Source organism: Bradyrhizobium guangdongense (assembly GCF_004114975.1).
GTDB lineage: Bacteria > Pseudomonadota > Alphaproteobacteria > Rhizobiales > Xanthobacteraceae > Bradyrhizobium > Bradyrhizobium guangdongense.
Genome location: NZ_CP030051.1, coordinates 6,869,377 through 6,884,935 on the forward strand (window position 1 = coordinate 6,869,377; position 15,559 = coordinate 6,884,935).

Here is a 15,559-nt window from a genome sequence, read left to right on the forward strand (position 1 = left end):
GCCGGGACATGGCCGGGCCCAACTCCGCGACGCGCTAGGTCTCAAGGGGGATGGCGGCTATTTGCCCTTGGTCGCGCGGATCACCGTGGGGCGCGGTGATTTCGCAGACGGCACGTACGCCACGCTCGCGCGCGTTGCCGGGCTCGACAGATTGCGGTCGCCGTTCGGGTACTGGGCCTCGTACGCAGCCGGCTCCTGCGACTGCCACTGCGCGAACGCAGGCGTCGCAAAGGCGGCCGTGAGGGCGATGGCGGCGACGAACAGCTTGGAAGTTGTCATGATATCTCTCCTGCCTGGGCGGCTCGCTTCATCGTGCGGCCGACATGGAGAGAGAGCGGAGATCACGGCTTCGCATTCCCGATGCGAAGCCGCCGCGTCATCACGTTGATGCGAAGGCGCCGTGAGCGCAGATCAGTACAGCGGCGGGATCTGGCCCACCTTGACCGGGCCGAGCAGCACGGCGCCGTCGGCGAATTTGAGCGGGAAGCTGCGCGCCTTCTTGCCTTCGAGCGTGCTTTCGGTCCCGATCGAATTGATGCCCGCGGCAACCCCGGCATTGGCGTTCTGCTTGATGACCTTGCCAAGGCCGGGAACGGCGCGGTCGAGCGCGCCGAACAGATTGTTGAGGTCCTGCGTCTTGACGCCGGGCGCGACGCGATCGAGCGTTGCCTGCGGCACGCCCTCTTCCAGCATCTTCTCGATGCCGAGCGCCGGAATGACGCGCTCGAGGCCGGTCACCGTCATCTGCAATTCGCCGTCCAGCCGGCCGTTGGCCGACAGACCCAGCGTACCTGCCGCGACCGCGATCATTTCGCCCTGCTGGATCCGCGACTGCACGATCTCGATATGGCCGCCTGCCGCCTGGATCTCGCGGAAGCGTTGCGGCCAGGGCTTTGGCGTGAGGTCGGTGAGCCCGGTGATCTTCGCGCGCGTGTCCGCTTCGAACGGCTCGGCCAGCAACGGATGAACGCCCTGGATGCTCCCCTGCGAGATCTGAAGCACGGTCTCGATCACGGGATGATCGGAGGTCGATCCATCAGCGAGGCGCCCGTGCAACTCGACTTGCTTGGCGCGTGCGAGCGGCACCTGCACGCTGCCATCCATCCTGTTGATGCTGGGATCATCGAACACGATCGAGGCGCGCTCCGGCACCGCCGGCAGGCCGATCACGCTGCTGCGGCCCTTGGTCCAATTCACGACGAAGGTGTTCTGCGTGACGCCATCGACCAGCGTTGCAGGCGCCGAGAACTCGGCGATCACGTGCTTGGGATCGTAGACCTGTCCCACGACGAGAATGCTGTCGAGCTTGGCCGTGAACGGCGTCTTGCTTGCATTCTGCGAGACCAGCGCCACGCTGGCGCCGGAGCACTGCACCTCGAAGCGGAACGGGAAACCCGAGATCGACCGCTTGGCGCAATCGTAGATCCGGCCCGCCTTGGCCTCCTGCGCACGCCAGGCATCGGCCGCCACCCCGGCCTGCGAGGCCGCATAGAACCAGAAGCCGCTCCAGGCGGCCGCAAGGATCAGGAGGAGGACGGGAGCAATGAAGAGCCCCCAACGGGAGCGCCGGCCTGCGGTAATGGTCATATCGGACATGCGGCGACCCTTTGGCCCCAGATTTTGTCAAATGTAAGCGAGGCCGCCCCCGGACGAAAGGCGGAGAATTCGCTTCGCATGGAAGTCCGGTTCTGATAGCCGTGCCCGAAATGTCGGAAATCACCCTCCCCTCCGTCACGACAGCCAAGGGCGACCTCTGGGTGTTCGGCTACGGCTCGCTGATGTGGCGGCCGGGCTTCGCATTCGAGGAGCGCGTCCCGGCACGGCTGGTCGGCGAGCACCGTGCGCTGTGCGTCTATTCCTTTGTCCATCGTGGCACGCCGGAGCAGCCGGGCCTGGTGCTGGGGCTCGACCGCGGTGGCGCCTGCCGCGGCATCGCCTTCCGCGTCGCCGAGAAGAACCGCGCGGACGTGGTTGCCTATTTGCGGGCCCGCGAGCAGGTGACGTCGGTCTATCGCGAGGTGATGCGCTCGGTGTGGCTGGAGAACGAAGCGCGGCAGCGCGTCTCCGCGCTTACCTATGTGGTCGACCGCGGCCATGTCCAGTATGCCGGACGGCTGTCGCTCGCCGATCAGCACCGCCATGTCGTCCAAGGCCACGGCCAGTCCGGCGCCAACCGCGATTACGTCACGGCGACCGTGAAGGCGATCGAGGCCGAAGGTTTTCGCGACACGCAATTGCATCAGCTCGCGATGATGCTGCATGGCGATGCACATTCGCTGCACGCTCAGGCTCCCGACGAGAGCAGGGACAGCCGCTAGGTGCCCGAAGCCGCGTAGCTCGGCGCGGAGCCGATCAACTGCTCCTGCTCTTTCCGTCCTGCCTCGACGAGGCGGCCGGTCGCATCCTCGATCGCCGCTTGCACGCGCGCGAGAAACTCGTCCTTGGGCAAACCCTGCGGCAGCGGATCGAGGAACTCCACCACCAGCGTGCCGGGATAGCGCATGAAAGTGCGGCGCGGCCAGAACAGGCCGGAATTGAGCGCGACCGGCAGGCAGGGCACGCCGCAAGACGAATAGATCTGCGCAAAGCCGGTCTTGTAATCCGGCGGCGCCCCCGGCGCCCGGCGTGTGCCTTCCGGAAAGATCACGAGCTGGCCGCCGGCGCGCACCGCCTCGCGGGCGCGACGCGTCATGTCCAGCAGCGCTTTCACACCGGCATTGCGATCGATCGCGATCATCCCGGTCTTGACCAGGAACTGGCCAAACACCGGAATCTGCATGAGCTGACGCTTGAGGATGAAGATCGGGCGATTGAAGAAACCCGGCAACACGAAGGTTTCCCAGAACGACTGATGCTTTGCGACGATCACCAGCGGTCCTTGCGGGATCTTCTCGACGCCTCGGAACTCAACCTTGATGTTGCAGACCACGCGCATCAGCACCAGCGTCGTCTTCGCCCACCATTCGGCAACCGTCAGCATCGCGCGTGGCGGCATTGCAAAGGTCGGCAGCGCCACGATCGCGAGGCATACCAGCACTGTGTAGAACAGCACGTTGAAGACGAGCGAACGCAGGAAAATCAAAAACATCGACGATCCGTTAGATGAGCCAATCAATTCGCCTGTGCGGTTGTGGGCCGCTTGGGCTGCAGGCCCGCAGGCTGCTCCGACACCTCAGGCGCAAGGTCAATCCCGAAATCTTCCAGCCGGACCCTGACTTCGGCGGCGATGTACTTGACATATTCGGACAAGAGCAGCCGCAGCGTCGAGGCCGACGTCCACCAGGGCTCCTCACGCCATTTGTCGCCGACCACGGCGAACGGGATCAGGGCCGTCTTCGGCATCGCATGCGAGAATTCGACCAGCGCGCGCGGCATGTGATAATTGGAAGTCACCACGATCAGCGATTTGAAGCCGCGCCCCTCGGCCCAGCGCCGCGCCTCCGCCGCGTTACCACGGGTCGTGAGCGCGGTGCGGTCCAGATCGACGCAGCAGGTCATGAAGGATTGGTTCTCCGGCAGCGTCCGGGAGATGTCGCTCGCGGTCGAGGTCGGGTGCACGCCGGAGATCAGCAGCCGCTTGCCGTAGCCGGCAGCCAGCAGCTCCATCGCATCGGACACCCGCGAGGAGCCGCCGGTCAGCACCACGATGCCGTCGGCCTTGCGATCCGGCGCGATCTCGGCGCCGCGCAACTGCGACAGGAACGCCACGAAACCAGCCGCCGCGCCGACGAAGGCGAATGCAATCGTCGACACGACGGCCGCGCGGAGCCAGCCGCGCGGCAGTTTCGGCGATCGTTCGTCGGTCGGCGAGGTCATATGATGTCGGTGATCCCTTCCCCGAGCTATTTTAGGACGTTTTGAGGCGAAGTGGAGTCCGGTTTATCAGGCTCAATCCACGTCATTCAGCGTCGCGAACAGGGTCTGGCGTGAGGCCACGGCGGTGATCGCGCCGATCAGGACAGCCTGCACCGCGAGCACGATATAGCCGGACGGCCGCAGCGAGAATGTGCCGAGCAAGGCCGCGAACTGATCGCCGACCGGCGTGCCGGAGAACCAGCCGGCGATCGACTCGGAGAAGCCGAACAGCAGCATGGCGACGCCGCCGCCGATGACGCCGCCCTCGAGGCCAAGCCTGAGGAAATGGCGCAGGAAGTGATTGGCGATGTAGCGATCACCGGCGCCGACGAAATGCAACACTTCGACGATCGGACGGTTCGCCGCCATCGCGCCGCGCGTTGCGAACGAAACCGAGATGATGGTCGCGACGATGACGAGCGCAAGGATGCCGATGCCGGCAAGCACGGTGGCATTGGTCATCGAGCGCATCCGTTCGATCCAGGCGCGGTGATCGTCGACGCTGGCGCTTGGCGCCACCTGCGTCACCCGAGCGCGCAAGGCGCCGAGATCGAGCGACGTGCCCGGCTGCACGCGCGCGACGATCATGCGCGGCACCGGCAAGTCATCCATCGACAGCCCGGTCCCGAGCCAGGGCTCGAGAAGCTTGCCGCTCTCCTCCTTGGTGAACGGTTTGACCTCGACGATACCGGGCTGCGCGCGGATCGCCTCGGTGACGGCGGCGGTGTCGCGCTCGATGTCGCGCCCTGATTGCGGGCGGACCTGGATGGTGATCTCGCTCGCGACATCCGACTGCCATTCCGCGGCGGAGGCGCTCACCAGCAGCACCGCGCCCGTCGTCATCGAAGCGAGGAAGGTCATGATGGCGACCACGGCAACCAGCGCGCGACCATGGATAGAGGCGCGCGGCACGATCGGTGACAGGTTGCGCGCCTTGGCCGGCAGCGGCGGACGCTCCTGTCCGAGATCGACCAATACGCCGCGCTCGTCGGTCCTACTCATAGACGTGCAACCGCCCCTGATGCAGGACGAAGCGGCGCGCTTCGTACTGGTCCATCAACGCGATGTCGTGGGTCGCTATGATGACGGCCGTGCCTGACTTGTTGAGCTCGATGAACAGCCGCAGCAACCGCCGCCCGAGCGTCGGATCGACACTGCCGGTCGGCTCGTCCGCGAGCAGGAGTTGCGGCCGCGAGATCACCGCGCGCGCGATCGCCGCGCGCTGCTTCTCCCCGCCGGACAGGATCGGTGGCAGCGCATCCATGCGATCGCCGAGTCCGACCCAGCGCAACAGGTCGATGACCTCCTTGCGATAGCTCGATTCACTGCGGCCCATGACACGGAACGGCAGCGCGACGTTCTCATAGGTCGTCATGTGGTCGAGCAGGCGGAAATCCTGCAGCACGATGCCGATGCGCTTGCGCAAATCCGCGATCTCGTCCTTGCCGAGCTGGGAAACGTCGTGGCCGAACAGATTGACGAGGCCGCGCGTCGGCCGATGCGACAGGAACAGCAGGCGTAGCAAAGACGTCTTGCCGGCGCCGGACGGGCCGGTCAGGAACTGGAAGGAATGCGCAGGGATCTGGAAGGAGAGATCGCGCAGGATCTCCGGCCCCAGACCGTAACGCAATCCGACATTTTCGAACCGAACCAAGCTCAGCTCCGTTCGAGAGGGGACGTAGGTCGCACGGCCGGCGAGGTCTTGCCGCATGCGATCAAGGGGGTTGTGCGACCGTTATGGTTTCCGGTTCGTTAACGGTCGGCCTGTAGCATCCCGGCAGCACCCTTAGAAGTATTCCTTCTCAGGAGTATCCTTCTTAGGAATATCCTTGGCGCCCGGTTCCGCGACAAGGTTCATCGTCGAGGCCGTCCATGCATATTGTCTGCCCGCATTGTACGACATCCTACGCCATCAAGCTTTCGAGCCTCGGGGCCAATGGACGGACGGTCCGCTGCTCCCGCTGCAAGGAGACCTGGATCGCGCATCCGGAGGATGCCATCGAGGAAGCGGCCGTGCCGGCCATGGCCGCAGCCAGCCGGGCCGAGGACCAGTCGGATCTCGCCGAGCAGTGGAACTCCTATGCCAAGGACGAGGGCGAGGCCGACACCCCTGTGGTCGAAAGCCCCTCGATCGCCAGCGACTGGCCGACCGAGGATGCACCGGAGACCGAGGACGAGTGGTCGGCGGCAGCCCGGGCCGCCGAGGAGGAAGTTGTCGGCGCGCAGCATCAATCCTGGTTCCGCGGCCTGTTCAGCCGTCGCGGAGCCAAGGTGAGCCGGCCGGTTCCTGCGGTGGAAAGGCGGAAGTCCCATTTCGGCTTGGCGACCGCCTCCGCTGCCATGGGCGCGCTGGTGCTGGCGCTGGTGATCTGGCGCAGCGACATGGTCCGCCTGCTGCCGCAGACGGCCGCCTTCTACAAGCTGGTCGGTCTGGAGGTGAATCTGCGCGGGCTCGCCTTCAAGGACGTCAAGCTCTCGACCGAGACAGTGGACGGTAAGCAGGTGCTGGTGATCGAGGGCGTCATCGTCGGCCAGGGCAAGAAGCCGATGGACATCCCCCGCTTGCGTTTTGCTGTGCGCGACGCCCAGGGCGCCGAGATCTACGCCTGGAATTCGGTGCTGGAGCAGACCGTGCTGCAACCCGGCGAGCGCGCCTTCTTCCGCTCGCGCCTGGCCTCGCCGCCGCCGGAGGGGCGCAATATCGACGTTCGCTTCTTCAATCGGCGCGACATTGCCGGCGGCAGCGTATAATCAGGCTCGCAAGGTCCGACACCGGAGGTCGGTCCCAAGGTTGATCTTATGCCCAAAGTCTTGATCGCCGACGACGAGGATTCGATGCGCCAGCTGGTGGCACGCGCCATCGCCATGGACGGTCACGAGACCGTCACCGCACAGGACGGCGCCGAAGCGCTCGAGATCCTGATCCGTGAGGACGGCGCGTTCGACCTGTTGCTGACCGATATCCAGATGCCAGTCATGGACGGCATCGCGCTGGCGCTCTCCGCCGCGCGCGATTTTCCCGATCTGACCATCCTGCTGATGACGGGTTTTGCCGACCAGCGCGAGCGCGCGTCGAACCTCAATGCGCTGGTGCATGACGTCGTGACCAAGCCGTTCTCGGTCGCGGACATCCGCACGGCGGTTGCGGATGCGCTGGCGGCGAAGAAGGGCTGAGCGGGCGGTATCACCGCATCGTTATTGCGAGCGCAGCCCTCAAAAATCCTTCAGCAGCCGCTCGATATAATCGAGTTCGATCTGCGGACGCGAGGGGTCGCCGAGGCGGCGACGGAGTTCTTCGAGGATGCGGCGGACGCGCTGCACGTCAATCTCGCCGGGAATCTTGACGGTGTAATCGTCGCCGAATTCGCGGCCGAGCAAGGGACGGCCGAGCGGGTCGGTCTGGTTGCCGCCGCTCTGCTGCCGGCCGGCGCGATTGCCGGGACCATCGCCCTGGCCGTCACCGTCGCCCTGCTGCATCGCTTCGGCCATCTTCTGCGCACCCTTGCGCATGGCGTCGAGCGCCTTGCCCTGGGAATCCACGGCACCGTCGGCATTGCCGTCGCCAAGCTTCGAGCCGGCGTCGCCCATGGCGCTGTCGGCGGAATCGAGCCCGCCGTCATCATCACCCTGATCAGCGTCCTGATCGCCGTCCTGGCCGCCCTGTCCCTGATCGCCCTTCTGTCCCTCTTGGCCCTTCTGTCCCTGTTGGCCTTTCTGGCCCTTCTGCGACAGGCCGCGCCTGGCCATTTCGTCCTGGAGCTTCTTCAGGCGGTCGCGCAGCGCCTGCTGGTCCTGCTGCAGATCCGACATAGACTGGTCGCCCGGCTGCTGCTTGCCGCGCATGCGGTCGCGCCGGGAATCCTGCCCCTGCTTGTAGGTCTTGTCGCGCAATTGCTGCTGCTTGCGGATCATGTCGCCGAGCTCGTTCAGCGCCTGCTCCATGTCGCTCTCGCCGGACTGTCCCGGCTGCGCCATCTGCAGGCCTTCCAGCATCTGCTGGAGTTGCTCGAGCAACTGCTTGGCCGCGTCCTTGTCGCCGGACCGCGACAGGCGCTCCATGCGATCGATCATGTTCTGAAGGTCCTGCTGGCGCAGGATCTTGGTGTTCGGATCGAGCGGACGCGCCAGATTCTGCGCATCCTTGTTGTTGCGGAACTGCTCGGCAAGCTGGCGCATGAAATTATCCAGCGCCGCCCGCAGATCCTGCGTGAGCTTCTTGATCTCCTCGTCGCTGGCGCCGCGCTCCAGCGCCTGTTTCAGCGCGTCCTGCGCCGCGCGCAAGGCCTTTTCGACGTCGGAAATGTTGCCGTCCTCGATCGTCACGGCGAGCGCCCACAGGCTCGCCACGACCTCGCGCAGCGCATCGTCCGTGCGCGCCGCCTCGAGCTGGTGCGCTACGCTGTGGAGGCCGAGATATTGCCCGGTCTCCTGCGTGAACAGTTCGGGCGCAATCATCAGCGCGTCGAGCGCGGTATAGACCTCGGAATTCTTGTTGGCATCGAGCGCGAGGATACGGCGCTGCTCGATCAGCGCGCGTGCGAGCGGCTTCGTGAACAGCCGCTCCGGCAGGCGCATATTGAAGGGTTCGCTTCGCGCTTCGTTGCCGGCCTCGTCCTTCGCGGTCAGCGTCAGCGTGACGTCGGCGCCGGCATAGGGGTCCTCGCTGAGATCCTTCACCGTCTGGCCGACGCCGTTGCGGGTGCGCGCATTCGGCAGCACCAGCGGAAACTGCGGCGGCTGGAACAGCGGCCGCGCCGCTTGTTTGTTATCGCCGTCCTTGCCGCCATCGGCGGAACGCGTTGCCACGTGCGCCTCGGCGCCGGTGACGCCGTAATCATCCTCGATCTTGTAGACGAGCTGAAGTGCGCCGCGCGCCTGGCGCTCCGGATCCTTGGCGAGCGCAATCGTCGGCGGGCGGTCCGGAGTCGCCGCGAAGGCCCATTGCGGCTGGCCCGAGGGCGCGCGGACATGCGCGGTGCCGTCGCCGGTGATGGCAAAATGCTTCTCGTTGGTGCCCTTGGGCGTGGCCTCCGTGGGCGCGACTTCCTTGAGGCCACCGGACACGACGACATCGAGGCTGCCGCCGGAGGAGCGCACGATCAGGGTCGAACCGGCGGGCACGGCGAGCGGGCCGCTGGCGGGAAGCGCTGCGGCCTCCTTGTTGGCGGCCGACAGGATCACCGGCGGCTTGCCGGTATAGAGCGGTGGCGTGACCCAGGCGTCGACGCGGACATTGGCCGGCGCCAGCACGCCGTTCCAGTCGAAGGCAGCACCGAGCCGCATCGCGCGCTCGTCGCCGGCTGCAAAGAAGGTCGCGACCAGCATCACCATGACCAGCGCGCGGAGCGCCCAGGGGTCGTGGATGGCAAGGCGCGGGTGCGGCAAACCGGCGCGGATGCGCTTGAGCGAGGCCAGCGTGCGCTCGCGCTGCGCCTGCCACAGCGCCTGCGCGACCGGATCCCGCGATGTCAGCGTGTCCGTCAACGTGGTGGCCGGGCGGTGGCGGATTCCCGAACCGCGATCGAGCCGGGCGAGCGCCTCTTCGCGGCGCGGCCAACGAAAACGAATCAGGGGGAACAGGGCGCCAGCAGCAAGCCCTGCAAAGATGACGAGACCGACGGCGCGCGCGACAGAGGGCAGCGCCAGCCAGAGACCGGCCCAGGACACAGCCAGAAACAGGCCGATAACGGTCAGGAGACGCGCCAGAGCAGGCCAGGCACGCTCCCACGCGATGGCATAAGTGGACCGCTGAAGGGCCTGCGCCAGCTTCAACCGCGACAGAGCATCGCCATCGCGGATCGGGTCTGACGGGTCGGGGGTGACGCCGTTCAATCAACTCTCCAGGTTGCCCGGTAGAGAAGCGTACCACAACGGCAGCACTGAGGCATCCGTTCCTGTACGGGAGACACCCCTTTTCCCGCATAACACGAGGACGTGACTGCCCCGGTGCAACCCCGTAATTTCCGCGCCGCCACCCAATGCAAGGGACGTAGAGGAGACGCCATGGACAAGAAGATGCACGACAAGGGCCTGGAAGTCCGCAAAGCGGTACTGGGCGAAGCCTATGTCAACAACGCGCTGAAGAACGTCGACGACTTCAACCGTCCGTTCCAGGAGATGCTCAACGAATATTGCTGGGGCACGGTGTGGGGCCGCGAGGAGCTGCCGCGCAAGACCCGCAGCATGCTCAACATCGCGATGATCGCCATCCTCAACCGCCAGCACGAATTCCGCGCCCATCTGAAAGGCGCGCTCACCAACGGCGTCACGCGCGACGAGATCCGCGAGATCCTGATGCAGGTCGCAATCTACGGCGGCATGCCGGCGGCTGTCGACAGTTTTCGCATCGCGCGCGAGGTGTTCGCGGAGATTGATGGGAAGGCGTGAGCCGAGCTGACCGCTCTCAACTTTATTGCTCCGTCATTGCGAGCGGAGCGAAGCAATCCAGAACTCCGCTAGCGGAAATAGGCTGGATTGCTTCGTCGCTTCGCTCCTCGCAATGACGATGGGGAAGGAAATTAACACCATGGACATCGGATTCATCGGCCTCGGAAACATGGGTTTGCCGATGGCGCGGCGGCTGATCGAGGCTGGACACAACCTGGTCGTATTCGACACCCGCAAGGAGGCCGTCGACAAGCTTGTCGCGCGCGGCGCGAGCGCTGCGACCTCGCCCAAGGAGGTGGCCGACAAGGTCGAGACGGTCATGGCGAGCCTGCCATCGCTGCAGGCATCGCTCGAGGTCGCGACGGGGGCGAACGGCGTGATCGAAGGAAGCCGCGCCAAGCGCTTCATCGATCTGTCGACCGTGGGCTCCCAGATGGCTTCGAAGATTCACGGTCTGCTGGCGAAGCGCGATATCGTGCAGATCGACTGCCCCGTGTCGGGAGGCGTCGGCGGCGCCGAGAAGGGCACACTGGCGGTGATGGTGTCAGGGCCGAAGGCGGAATTCGAGCTGCTCAAGCCCGCGCTCGACGTGATCGGAAAGGTGTTCTTCATCGGCGAGAAGCCGGGCGCGGCGCAGACCATGAAGCTCGCCAACAATTTCCTCTCGGCCACCGCGATCGTGGCGACGTCGGAAGCGGTGGTGATGGGCGTCAAGGCCGGGCTCGATCCCGCCGTGATGATCGACGTCATCAATGCGGGCTCCGGCATGAACACCGCGAGCCGCGACAAGTTTCCGCGCTCGGTGCTACCGCGGACGTTCGATTTCGGCTTCGCCACCGGATTGATGGTGAAGGACGTGCGGCTGGCGCTCGAGGAGATGAAGCAACTCGGCCTGTCCATGGAGGTCGCCGATGCGGTCGGGCGTCTCTGGGAGACCGTGATAGCAGCGGAAGGCGCCGAATCCGATTTCACCGCGGCGATCAAGCCGATCGAGAGGAAGGCGGGCGTGGTGGTCGGCGGCAAGAATTAGCGCCAATGTAGCCCGGATGGAGCGCAGCGTAATCCGGGGTTGTTACGGGCCTGGCAAGGACCCGGATGTCGCTTCCGCTCCATCCGGGCTACGTCAATGCCTCACAGCCACGGCGCCGGCTTGTCCATCGCGATGAGCTGCTCGACCTCGATGCGCGGACGCACCACGGCGTACTGATCGCCCTTCACCAGCACCTCCGGCACCAGGGGCCGCGTGTTGTAGGTGCCGGCCTGCACGGCGCCATAGGCCCCCGATGTCATGACGGCGATGAGATCGCCGGGCTTCGGCGTCGGCAGCGTGCGGTCCAAGGCAAGGTAGTCGCCGGTCTCGCAGACCGGACCGACGACGTCGGCCATGATGGTCGCCGCGCCCTTCTCCGGCTCTATCACCGGCAGGATGTCGTGATGCGCCTCGTATAGCGTCGGGCGGATCAGATCGTTCATGGCGGCGTCGATGATGACGAAGTTCTTGCCATCACCGTGCTTCACATAGATCACCTTGGCGACGAGGATGCCGGCATTGCCGACGATCATGCGACCCGGCTCGAACATCAGCGTGCAGCCGAGATTGTGGCTGACGCGCTTGACCATGGCGGCATACGCGTCGGGCGCGGGCGGCGCCTCGCGGTCCATGTAATAGGGAATACCGAGGCCGCCGCCGAAATCGACGTGGCTGATGTTGTGGCCGTCGGCGCGCAGCGTCTGCACGAATTCGGAGAGGATACGGAACGCCGTCTCCATCTTGGAGAGGTCGGTGATCTGGCTGCCGATATGCACGTCGGTGCCGGTCACTTCGATGCCCGGCAGCTTCGCGGCGCGCGCGTAGACCTCGCGGGCGTGCACGATCGGGATGCCGAACTTGTTCTCGGACTTGCCGGTGGAAATCTTGGCGTGGGTGCCGGCATCGACGTCAGGATTGACGCGGATGGAGATGCGCGCGGTCTTGCCCATTTCGGTCGCGAGGCGCGACAGCAGCTCGAGCTCCGGCTCGGATTCGACGTTGAGGCAAAGGATATCGGCGGCGAGCGCAGCCCGGAGCTCTTGTTCCGTCTTACCGACGCCGGAGAACACGATCTTGCCGCTCGGAATGCCGGCCGCGAGCGCCCGCTTCAGTTCGCCGCCCGAGACGACGTCCGCGCCGGCGCCGAGCTTGGCGAGCGTGCACAGCACCGACTGGTTGGAGTTCGCCTTCATGGCGTAGCAGACCAGCACCTTCTCGCCGGCAAAGGCCTCGGCGAAGACGCGGTAGTGCCGCTCCAGCGTTGCGGTTGAATAGCAATAGAACGGCGTGCCGACCGTCGCGGCCAGCTCGGACAGGTTCACCGCCTCGGCGTGCAGCACGCCGTTGCGGTAGTCGAAATGGTTCATGGCGTTGGCTCAGCTAATCCCGGCTCATCTTTTGCCGGAAGGTTCGTCCAGGAGCGGGTCGAGGATAAACGATTTCTTCTGGCCCCTGGTCGCCGCCGGCGCGGCTTCCGCGCCATAGGTCGGATTGAACACGCTCGGCGTCTTCTGGGCTTCGATCTCGGTGTCACCAGGCGCGGCGATATTCGCCGTCGACGCGCTGGAGGCGCCCGGCGGCAGATCCAGCGGACCCTTGCGGCCGCAGCCGGCGAGCGCAAGCGCGCTCACGCTCAAGACAATGATGGCCCACCCCGACCCGGCCGGGCGAAACTTTGACGTCACGACGAAATCCCCACTACGCGCGCGCACCATACAGAGATTGGCGCGCTCTGGCGAGAGCCGGATGACCATGAAACATAAGCGAAATTTTGCCTTCAGCCCAATTTTCGCTCTTTTTCCAGCCGCTTCAGCCAGCTCTTTGCCTGCGACATCACGTTCTTCGGCGCGGTGCCGCCGAAGCTGGTGCGGCTCTTCACCGACGATTCGACCGAGAGTACGCCAAGCACGTCCTTGGTGATCTTGGGCTCGATCGCCTGCATCTCCTGCAGGGGCAGCTCGTGCAGCGCCACGCCGCCCTCGGCGGCCTTGGCGACGATGCGGCCGGTGACGTGGTGGGCCTCGCGGAAGGGCATTTTCAGCGTCCGCACCAGCCAATCGGCGAGATCGGTCGCGGTGGCATAACCCTCCCCCGCGGCCGCCTTCATCTTCGCCTCGTCCGGAACGAGGTCGCGGACCATGCCGGTCATGGCGCGGATCGCCAGCGACAGCGCGGCAAAGCCCTCCATGGCGCCTTGCTTGTCCTCCTGCATGTCCTTTTGATAGGCGAGCGGCAGACCTTTCATCACGATCAAAAGACCATTGAGCGCGCCGATGACGCGGCCGGTCTTGGCGCGCACCAGCTCGGCCGCATCGGGATTGCGCTTCTGCGGCATGATCGAGGATCCCGTCGTGAACTTGTCGCTGAGCCTGACAAGGCCGACCAGCGGCGAGGTCCAGATCACGATCTCTTCGGCGAAGCGCGACATGTGCACGGCGCAGATCGAGGCCGCCGACAAGGTCTCCAGCACGAAGTCGCGGTCGGAGACGGCGTCGAGCGAGTTCGCCATCGGCCGATCGAATCCCAACGCCTTCGCGGTGGCATGACGGTCGATCGGGAACGAGGTGCCGGCGAGCGCGGCAGCGCCCAGCGGGGATTCGTTGAGCCGCTTGCGGGCATCCTGAAAGCGGCCGCGATCGCGCGCGGCCATCTCGACATAGGCGAGCAGATGGTGACCGAAAGTGACGGGCTGCGCGGTCTGCAGATGGGTGAAGCCGGGCATCACGGTGCCGGCATGCTCCAGCGCGCGTTCCACCAGCGCCTGCTGGAACGCGGCGAGAGCCGCATCGGTCTCGTCGATAATGTCGCGGACGTAGAGACGGAAATCGGTCGCGACCTGGTCGTTGCGCGAGCGGGCGGTGTGCAGGCGGCCGGCGGCGGGACCGATCAGCTCGGACAGGCGACTCTCGACATTCATGTGAATGTCCTCGAGCGCGCGCTTGAACTCGAAGCCACCCTTGCCGATCTCTGACAAAATCGTGTCTAGACCCTTGCCGATATTTTTCGCATCAGAGGCGGTGATGATGCCGTTCGCGGCAAGCATCGCGGCGTGCGCCTTGGATGCGGCAATGTCCTGGGCGAAGAGGTGACGATCGACGTCGATGGAGACGTTGATCTCTTCCATGATCTCGTCGGGACGTTCCGAGAACCGGCCGCCCCACATCTTGTTGCTCATGATCCCCTGCTCGCGCCTTGATTTGCCGCACGTTTGCTGGCGAAGGCCAGCCGTATTAAGAGGCCCCTGATAGCCATATCTGCGACCGGATGACAAACGATATGCTCGACCCCAAACCCTCCGCCACACGCCGGATCCCGATCGTCATCGCCACGGTGGTGGTCGGCGGCCTGGCCGGCTTTGCCGCGCTGTACGGGCTGGGCCTGAGCCGGACGCCATCAGGGGATCCGACCTGCAAACCGGCCGTCGCGACGGCACAAAGGATTGCCCCGCTCGCCCATGGCGAGGTGGCGGCGCTGACCATGGCAAGCGCACCCCTGAAGCTGCCCGATCTCACTTTCGAGGACGGTGACGGCAAGCCCAAAAAGTTGTCGGATTTCCGCGGCAAGACGGTGCTGGTGAATCTCTGGGCGACCTGGTGCGTCCCGTGTCGAAAAGAGATGCCGGCGCTGGACCAGCTCCAGGCCAAGCTGGCGGGCCCCAATTTCGAGGTGGTGGCGATCAATATCGACACCCGCGATCCCGAGAAGCCCAAGACCTTCCTGAAAGAGGCCAATCTGACCCGCCTCGGCTATTTCAACGACCAGAAAGCCAAGGTTTTCCAGGATCTTAAGTCTATAGGCCGGGCCTTGGGAATGCCGACTTCGGTGCTGGTCGACCCGCAGGGATGCGAGATCGCGACGATCGCGGGACCGGCGGAATGGGCGAGCGACGACGCGCTCAAGCTGATCCGGGCCGCGCTCGGGCCGGCCGCCGCGTCGCTTTAGGGAGGTTCAGGCGGTGACGTTCAGGTTGCCGCCGACGCCGGGGCCGACATTGGCAAGGGAAGGCTGACCGGCGCCCAGCAGCGTCAGGACCGTGGATTTCTCCATATCCATGTTCTGCTTCGTCACGGTCGCTGCGATATTCGATTGCAGCGCGCCTTGTTGAGCGGCCAGCATGCTGCTGACCATCGCCATCATGTCCATTACGCGAACCCTCGTACCGGCTGTAACCTAGAGGCGAGGAGTTAACGGGACATGAATTGTCACGTTAGCGGACCCACCGCCGAGGAGCCGCAGGGTGGGCAAAGCGTAGCGTGCCCACCAATTCCAACGCATGATTTGAAAGAT

17 protein-coding genes are annotated in these 15,559 nt (G+C 65.2%); 6 read left to right on the forward strand and 11 right to left on the reverse strand.

The features are described from left to right. Positions 1-57: 57 nt before the first annotated feature. On the reverse strand, positions 58-279 hold the full coding sequence (locus X265_RS32890; protein WP_128968588.1) for a hypothetical protein: 222 nt from the start codon (positions 277-279) through the stop codon (positions 58-60). 132 nt (positions 280-411) lie between these two features. Beyond that, positions 412-1,596, reverse strand: a complete 1,185-nt coding sequence (locus tag X265_RS32895; RefSeq protein WP_128968589.1) for a DUF2125 domain-containing protein — start codon at positions 1,594-1,596, stop codon at positions 412-414. 110 nt (positions 1,597-1,706) lie between these two features. Here X265_RS32895 and X265_RS32900 point away from each other — a divergent pair, with 110 nt between their 5' ends. After that, on the forward strand, positions 1,707-2,318 hold the full coding sequence (locus tag X265_RS32900) for a gamma-glutamylcyclotransferase (RefSeq protein ID WP_164938913.1): 612 nt from the start codon (positions 1,707-1,709) through the stop codon (positions 2,316-2,318). On the opposite strand, the gene X265_RS32905 is transcribed toward X265_RS32900, so the two are convergent. From X265_RS32905 to ftsE, 4 genes are all read right to left on the reverse strand, one after another. Further along, on the reverse strand, positions 2,315-3,088 hold the full coding sequence (locus X265_RS32905) for a lysophospholipid acyltransferase family protein (RefSeq protein WP_128968591.1): 774 nt from the start codon (positions 3,086-3,088) through the stop codon (positions 2,315-2,317). The genes X265_RS32900 and X265_RS32905 overlap by 4 nt on opposite strands. Before the next feature lie 23 nt (positions 3,089-3,111). Further along, positions 3,112-3,816: a YdcF family protein gene (locus X265_RS32910; protein ID WP_128968592.1), complete on the reverse strand. Its 705-nt coding sequence runs from the start codon at positions 3,814-3,816 to the stop codon at positions 3,112-3,114. 72 nt (positions 3,817-3,888) lie between these two features. Further along, the gene (locus tag X265_RS32915) at positions 3,889-4,857 is read right to left on the reverse strand and encodes a cell division protein FtsX (RefSeq protein ID WP_128968593.1); all 969 of its coding nucleotides are present in this window, start codon (positions 4,855-4,857) and stop codon (positions 3,889-3,891) included. Beyond that, a complete protein-coding gene (ftsE, locus tag X265_RS32920) occupies positions 4,850-5,509 on the reverse strand; it encodes a cell division ATP-binding protein FtsE (RefSeq protein WP_092288863.1) in 660 nt (219 codons plus the stop codon). Before ftsE ends, X265_RS32915 begins: the two co-directional genes overlap by 8 nt. 218 nt (positions 5,510-5,727) lie before the next feature. Here ftsE and X265_RS32925 point away from each other — a divergent pair, with 218 nt between their 5' ends. Beyond that, positions 5,728-6,606 carry an MJ0042-type zinc finger domain-containing protein gene (locus tag X265_RS32925; protein ID WP_128968594.1) on the forward strand — a complete coding sequence of 293 codons (879 nt, stop codon included), beginning with the start codon at positions 5,728-5,730 and terminating at the stop codon, positions 6,604-6,606. 48 nt (positions 6,607-6,654) lie between these two features. After that, entirely contained in the window at positions 6,655-7,029 is a 375-nt protein-coding gene (locus X265_RS32930; protein ID WP_128968595.1) for a response regulator, read from the forward strand. 39 nt (positions 7,030-7,068) lie between these two features. Here the strand turns inward: X265_RS32930 and X265_RS32935 are convergent, their stop codons facing one another. Continuing rightward, positions 7,069-9,687, reverse strand: coding sequence for a TIGR02302 family protein (locus tag X265_RS32935; RefSeq protein WP_128968596.1), 2,619 nt, complete (start codon positions 9,685-9,687; stop codon positions 7,069-7,071). Positions 9,688-9,858: 171 nt separating this feature from the next. Between X265_RS32935 and X265_RS32940 the strand changes: the two genes are divergently transcribed. Both X265_RS32940 and X265_RS32945 read left to right on the forward strand, forming a co-directional pair. After that, positions 9,859-10,242: a carboxymuconolactone decarboxylase family protein gene (locus X265_RS32940; protein ID WP_008567285.1), complete on the forward strand. Its 384-nt coding sequence runs from the start codon at positions 9,859-9,861 to the stop codon at positions 10,240-10,242. A 139-nt stretch (positions 10,243-10,381) separates the two neighbouring features. Further along, complete coding sequence (locus tag X265_RS32945; protein ID WP_128968597.1) at positions 10,382-11,272, forward strand: NAD(P)-dependent oxidoreductase; 891 nt, start codon at positions 10,382-10,384, stop codon at positions 11,270-11,272. A gap of 101 nt (positions 11,273-11,373) precedes the next feature. Here the strand turns inward: X265_RS32945 and lysA are convergent, their stop codons facing one another. The 3 genes from lysA to argH form a co-directional block, all read right to left on the reverse strand. After that, positions 11,374-12,639 (reverse strand): diaminopimelate decarboxylase, encoded by a 1,266-nt coding sequence (gene lysA, locus X265_RS32950; RefSeq protein ID WP_128968598.1) that lies wholly within the window; start codon positions 12,637-12,639, stop codon positions 11,374-11,376. A 24-nt stretch (positions 12,640-12,663) separates the two neighbouring features. Next, positions 12,664-12,957, reverse strand: a complete 294-nt coding sequence (lptM, locus tag X265_RS32955) for an LPS translocon maturation chaperone LptM (protein ID WP_128968599.1) — start codon at positions 12,955-12,957, stop codon at positions 12,664-12,666. A 92-nt stretch (positions 12,958-13,049) separates the two neighbouring features. Next, the gene (gene argH / locus X265_RS32960; protein ID WP_128968600.1) at positions 13,050-14,447 is read right to left on the reverse strand and encodes an argininosuccinate lyase; all 1,398 of its coding nucleotides are present in this window, start codon (positions 14,445-14,447) and stop codon (positions 13,050-13,052) included. Between the two features lie 101 nt (positions 14,448-14,548). Here argH and tlpA point away from each other — a divergent pair, with 101 nt between their 5' ends. Continuing rightward, positions 14,549-15,214, forward strand: coding sequence for a thiol:disulfide interchange protein TlpA (gene tlpA / locus X265_RS32965; RefSeq protein ID WP_128969499.1), 666 nt, complete (start codon positions 14,549-14,551; stop codon positions 15,212-15,214). A 6-nt stretch (positions 15,215-15,220) separates the two neighbouring features. Here tlpA and X265_RS32970 read toward each other — a convergent pair whose 3' ends face one another. Continuing rightward, on the reverse strand, positions 15,221-15,415 hold the full coding sequence (locus X265_RS32970) for a putative motility protein (RefSeq protein ID WP_128968601.1): 195 nt from the start codon (positions 15,413-15,415) through the stop codon (positions 15,221-15,223). Between the last annotated feature and the right edge of the window lie 144 nt (positions 15,416-15,559).